Source organism: Streptomyces sp. MnatMP-M17 (genome assembly GCF_900091995.1).
GTDB lineage: Bacteria > Actinomycetota > Actinomycetes > Streptomycetales > Streptomycetaceae > Streptomyces.
On record NZ_FMDK01000860.1, the window covers coordinates 1 to 5,347 of the forward strand.

Annotated in this window: 7 protein-coding genes; 5 read left to right on the top strand and 2 right to left on the bottom strand. The window is 68.4% G+C overall.

Translation table 11 applies throughout. From position 1 onward, the window contains the following. Positions 1–228: 228 nt before the first annotated feature. From GA0115259_RS32165 to GA0115259_RS32175, 3 genes are all read left to right on the top strand, one after another. Positions 229–1,083, top strand: coding sequence for a helix-turn-helix domain-containing protein (locus tag GA0115259_RS32165; protein ID WP_093603507.1), 855 nt, complete (start codon positions 229–231; stop codon positions 1,081–1,083). A 9-nt stretch (positions 1,084–1,092) separates the two neighbouring features. Next, positions 1,093–1,290, top strand: a complete 198-nt coding sequence (locus GA0115259_RS32170) for a DUF397 domain-containing protein (protein WP_093603509.1) — start codon at positions 1,093–1,095, stop codon at positions 1,288–1,290. A 166-nt stretch (positions 1,291–1,456) separates the two neighbouring features. Continuing rightward, entirely contained in the window at positions 1,457–1,912 is a 456-nt protein-coding gene (locus GA0115259_RS32175) for an NUDIX hydrolase (protein ID WP_093603511.1), read from the top strand. Positions 1,913–1,950: 38 nt separating this feature from the next. Here the strand turns inward: GA0115259_RS32175 and GA0115259_RS32180 are convergent, their stop codons facing one another. Then, entirely contained in the window at positions 1,951–2,586 is a 636-nt protein-coding gene (locus GA0115259_RS32180; protein ID WP_093603513.1) for a TetR/AcrR family transcriptional regulator, read from the bottom strand. Between the two features lie 108 nt (positions 2,587–2,694). Between GA0115259_RS32180 and GA0115259_RS32185 the strand changes: the two genes are divergently transcribed. Together GA0115259_RS32185 and GA0115259_RS32190 are read left to right on the top strand one after the other, a co-directional pair. After that, on the top strand, positions 2,695–3,717 hold the full coding sequence (locus GA0115259_RS32185; protein ID WP_093603515.1) for an NAD-dependent epimerase/dehydratase family protein: 1,023 nt from the start codon (positions 2,695–2,697) through the stop codon (positions 3,715–3,717). 136 nt (positions 3,718–3,853) lie between these two features. Continuing rightward, complete coding sequence (locus GA0115259_RS32190; protein ID WP_093603517.1) at positions 3,854–4,090, top strand: hypothetical protein; 237 nt, start codon at positions 3,854–3,856, stop codon at positions 4,088–4,090. A 50-nt stretch (positions 4,091–4,140) separates the two neighbouring features. Here GA0115259_RS32190 and GA0115259_RS32195 read toward each other — a convergent pair. Continuing rightward, positions 4,141–5,347: hypothetical protein (locus GA0115259_RS32195; protein WP_093603519.1), on the bottom strand; the 1,207-nt coding region annotated here is incomplete at its 5' end.

Consider the following 5,347-nt stretch of genomic DNA (forward strand, 5'->3'; position numbering starts at 1 on the left):
GGTGTGTACCCGCGATGCCCGCCATGCGTGGCAATGGCCGCCGAATCTGAGCACGCCTCAAGGCACGCTCGTGCGGCTGCACTTCGGTCTTACTGACGTGCGACGGGGTGCTGCGATGACCATAGGTGGCATACATGCCACCTAGCAACAGTGCCACTCATACGAGTGACTGGGTGGACCCGTGACACCGATACGCGCAACACTTGCCCGCAGACAGGGGAAGGTGACATGCCGCCAAGGGACAATCCGACCGCACGCCAAGCGCGCCTTGGCGGAGAGCTGCGGAAGCTGCGCGACCGCGCGGGGAAAACCGCCCGCGAAGCAGCCGGTCTGCTCTCAACAGATCAAGCCAAAATCAGCCACATCGAATCGGGCCGTAACGGCATCAGCGAGGAACGGATCCGCAAGCTGGCGGTCTTCTACGGCTGCGACGACGCCGAGTTGATCGAGGCGCTCTGCGCGATCGCGCGCGAACACCGGGGCCAGTACTGGTGGGACGAGTACCGCGGCGTCCTCCCGCCCAGCTTCCTGGACATCGCCGAGCTGGAGCACCACGCGCAATATCTGCGCTACCTACAGCCAGTTACTTTCCCGGGTGTCCTACAGACAGAGGATCACGCTCGGGCACTGTTCGACAGCGGGCGTCCGAAGCTCCCCGCCAACGAAGTGCAAGCAAGGCTGGAGCACCGCATGAAGCGGCGGTCCATCCTTGACCGCGAGAATCCTCCGGAAGTGGAAGCCGTCGTGCACGAGGCCGCCCTGCGCATGCGCATCGGCGGACGAAAGGTCGCACGTCAACAGCTTGATCACCTCATCAAGATGTCCGAGCGGCCGGAGGTAATGCTTCGGATCATCCCGTTCACCAACGAGGACTTCATCGATCTCACCCGGACCGTGCTCTACGCGGGCGGAGCCATCCCGCAGCTCGACAGCGTTCACATCGACAGCCGCTACGGCGGTCTCTTCCTTGATGCTGTCACCGAGTTGGAGAATAATCGAACGCTGCTCGACTTTGCCGAGCAGGCCTCTCTGGAGCCTGATGAGTCGCGCAGCTTCATCCATCACATCGCACGAGAGCTGTGAGACAAAGGCATGAGCACAGAGATCCGCTGGCAGAAATCTTCGTTCTCCGGCGACGGACCGCAGTGCGTCGAAGTAGCCGAACAGGGCGGCGAGATCCTCATACGCGAGAGCGACGCCCCCAACGCCATCGCCACAACCGACCGAGCCAAGTTCGCCGCCTTCATCAAGGGCGTCAAAGCAGGCGAGTTCGACCACTTCGCCCTCTGAAGCACTCCCCCGCACCCGGAGCCTCTCGCCACCCAGCGAGGGGCCCCTCCTCACAAAACCACCCCGGTGCACCCTTGCCACAGCCCAAGGGCTACCCCCGCCCCGGCCCCTCATACCGGCCGCGGGCCGGGGGTAGCCCGTCGTCTTTACACAACCGGTGGCTCCTATGAACGCACAGCCCGCAATCGCCGCCCCCATCATCGACACCCACATCCTCCTCCGCGACGGCGACAAGCTCCTGCTCTCGCAGCGCGGCGGCGCGTACGGGTACGGGCGGTGGCACATGCCCTCAGTCAAGCTAGATCAAGGCGAAACCCTGCGGGCCGGGGCCGCGCGGGAGCTGTTCGAAGAGACCGGGGTGCGGGTCGATCCCGCGCGGTTGCGGCTCGTGCACACCGTGCATCACCAGCAGTCGCCCGACCTCAGCCGCATCGGGTTCTTCTTCGAGGCGACCGAGTGGGAGGGCGAGCCCGAGAACCGGGAGCCCGAGAAGCGTCTCGGGCTCCGCTGGTTCTCGGTGCATGAGCTGCCCGACGACATCATCGAGTACCCGGCCGCCGGCCTGTACGGCTACCTCGACGGCCGCGGGCCGCTCAGCGAGCACGGTCCCTTCGCCGGGTGATCTCCCTGGGCCGCCGGGAGCGTCGGACGGTGGCGGGGTCAGGGCTTGGTGGGCCTGGTGCGCAGGCCGTCGAGGATAAGGGCCAGGACGCGGGCGGCGCGGGCTGCTCCGTCGTCGCTCGGGGGGATGCGCCACAGGACGCTGAGCTGGAGGAGTACGTCCTCCGGCTCGATGCCCGGCTTCAGGTCTCCCGACGCCGTACCGGCATCGAGGAGAACGGCGATGGCCCGCAGGAAGGGTTCGTAGTTCTTGTCGTCGAGTCCGCCGTTGGTCGCCGCGTGGATGACTTCGGACACGCCGTATTTGAGTTTGCCGTAGCGGGCGACCTCCTCGAACCAACGGCGCAGGGCGTCGAGCGGGGGCAGGTCGGCGGCGAGGGTGTGGGCGAGGTCGATGACCTTCTGGATCTCTTGGTGGTAGAGCTCCACGATCAGTGCCTCGCGGGTGGGGAAGTGCCGGTACAGCGTTCCCACGCCCACCCCGGCCTGTTTGGCGATCGCCGTCATGGAGACACCCGACACACCCGAGGCGGCCGAGGCACCCGACACACCCGGGGCCTCTGAAGGCGCGGCGAAGGCTTCGCCCGCGACGGCGAGGATGCGAGCCCGGTTGGTCAGCGCGTCGGTGCGAGTGGCGCGGGTGGCGCGGGTGGCGCGGCGAGAAGGCGGGGTCATGGCTGGTCCGATCGGTCCGGTTGCAAAGCGGAAGGGCTTCCGTTACGTTCGGACGGAGGTAACGGAAGGGCTTCCGCTTAATCTTGTCACATTCCATGGAGGACAGCCGTGCCCGAAACGGTTCTGGTCACCGGAGGCAGCGGCTACGTCGCCGGCTGGTGTGTCGTCGAGCTGCTGCAACGCGGCTACCGCGTCCGCACCACCGTGCGGAGCCGCGCCAAGGAGCAGGCGGTGAGCGACGCCGTCGCCACCCAGGTGGACGCGGACGGCCGGCTGGAGTTCGCGGTCGCCGACCTCACCGCGGACGAGGGCTGGGATGCGGCCGTCAAGGACGTGGACCACGTCCTGCACGTCGCCTCACCCCTGGGCGGCGCCGTCGCCGACAACTCCGAGGCCATGATCGCCCCCGCACGCGACGGGGCCCTGCGCGTGCTGCGCGCCGCCACCGCGGCCGGAGTACGGCGCGTGGTGATGACATCCGCGGCGAACACCGCGAGCCCCTCCTCCTACACCGACGAGGGCGTCACCGACGAGACCCTGTGGACCGACCCCGACGACCCGACACTGATCCCGTACCGCCGCTCCAAGACCCTCGCCGAGCGCGCCGCCTGGGACTACATGGCCGGTTACGACGGCCCCACCGAACTCACCACGATCCTGCCCGGCGCCGTCTTCGGGCCGATCCTGGCCACCGGCACCATCGGCTCCGTCGGGATCATCCAGCGGATGCTCACCGGCGGCATGAGCGGCGTGCCGCGCATCGGCCTGGAGATCGTGGATGTCCGGGACCTCGCCGACATCCACCTGCGCGCCATGACCTCGCCCGAGGCCGCGGGTGAACGCTTCCTCGCCACCGGCGAGTTCACCTGGATGCTGGACATGGCCCGGACCCTCCGGGAGGAGCTGGGCGAGGACGGCCGGCGGGTCTCCACCCGCCGGCTCCCCGACTTTGCCGTCCGCCTCGCGGCCCGCTTCCGCGACCCGTCACTGCGTGACATCACCCCGTCCCTGGGACGCCGCAACCGCCACAGCACGGCCAAGGCGCACCGCATCCTGGGATGGCAGCCGCGCCCGGCCCGCGAGACCGTCGTGGACTGCGCCCGCAGCCTGCTGGCCCACGGCGCCGTATAGCCGTACAGCGGGTACGGGCACACCTGGGCCCTGTCCGGCGGATCTTCGTGGGCCCGCCGAACCACCGCCACCCGGCGCCCGGGCGAACAATGCCCGCATACGCCCACCGAACAGGCACCGGACGTACAGTCGATTCATGACCGTTCATGTCACCTTGCTTCCGGCGGCGCTTCCGCCGGGTCTTGAGCCGACCAATCGTGTCATCTCGTACGAGGACGAGGACGACATCCGCTATCGGTATCTGCTGCACGACAGCGGGGCGCTGGTCGTGCGGCGTACGCGGCACGAGGAGGCGACCGTTACCGAAGCCGTCTATGGGCCCGCGGCCTGGGAGGGTGTGCAGGGGGAGGGGTCCATCCAACCTCATTCTTGAATCCGGGCTGCCTGTCGCCGACCCAGCCGGCCTGGCTGTCGTGCAGCGGCCTAGGGTCGCAGCGCGCGCTGCGCCTCGTACAAGTTGCGCGGTCTGATGTCCTCAGGGCGGCCGTACGCCTCCAGTCTCGTGTGCAGCTCGCCCGTGAAGTCCGGTACGTCGATCTGGTCGAACTCGCGGACCTCGCTGATTCCCGCCGTCGCGCTGTACGGAGCGATCTCGTCGATCTTGATCAGGCCCGCGCGCTCGTTGGTGACGGTGACGTTCCAGTGTGTGAACCGCGCTCCGTACAGCGGTCCCGCGATCGCGTCGCCGCCGTGGCGGCCGTCGTTGGTGACCGTGATCTCCGTCCGTACGTTGGCGAACGGCATCCCGCGGTGCGTGTCGAACGTGCCCATCTCCATCAGCCCGCGCGACCACACGTTGTAGCTGGACAGGCCCTCGACATTGATGCCGTGGAGCTGTGTGCCCGCAGGCGCCGGGACCGTGCGGCGCTCGATGGCGAAGTCCTCGATCAGGTTGTCGTGCGAGCCCTCGCGGCAGTAGTACGGATGGTGCGCACCGCGGCCCGCGACCCGTGTACGGCTCAGGGTGCAGGCGGACGCGGCGATCAGTCCGAAGCCGTTGTCGACATGGCGTACGACGACATCGTCGGCCCAGCAGTCGTACGCGCACTGGAACGCGACTCCGTTGTATCCCTTGTCCAGCAGATGCGCGGACTGCGGTGTCTCGGCCGCCTCCAGCGTCAGGCCCTCCACGCCCGAGCCGGTCAGCGGTGTGACGAGCGTGGTCAGGCGCGGGTCCCACTCCGGGCGTACGTCCAGCGGGAGCGGTCGCTCCAGCGTGACCTTCCTGCCGTGTACGGACATGACGCGTACCGGCCACTCGTACGGAACGTACGACGTCAGCTTGGTCATGGCGTCCCAGTCGTACGCCTCGGTGCCCGGTCCGCCGCCCGCCATGTGCGCCAGGAGGGTGTGGTCCGTGTCGTCCACGAGCCGGAGCAGCACGAGCTGTCCGCGCTTCAGCTTCGAGGCGGCGGAGGCGTCCTGTACGGTCACGCTCCGGTCGCCGCGCCGGGCGCGGCCGACGCCGGTGAGCGTGCGCCACTCGTCGCGCTTGTTGCCCGTCCAGCCCTCGAAGGGCCAGGCGCGCTCCTTGATGGCGGAGGTGAGCGAGTCCCAACGCTCCTGCGGGCAGAGCCAGATGAGCCCGCCGGCCCAGGACCAGCTCGACTTGTCGCCGCCGTAGCGGCTG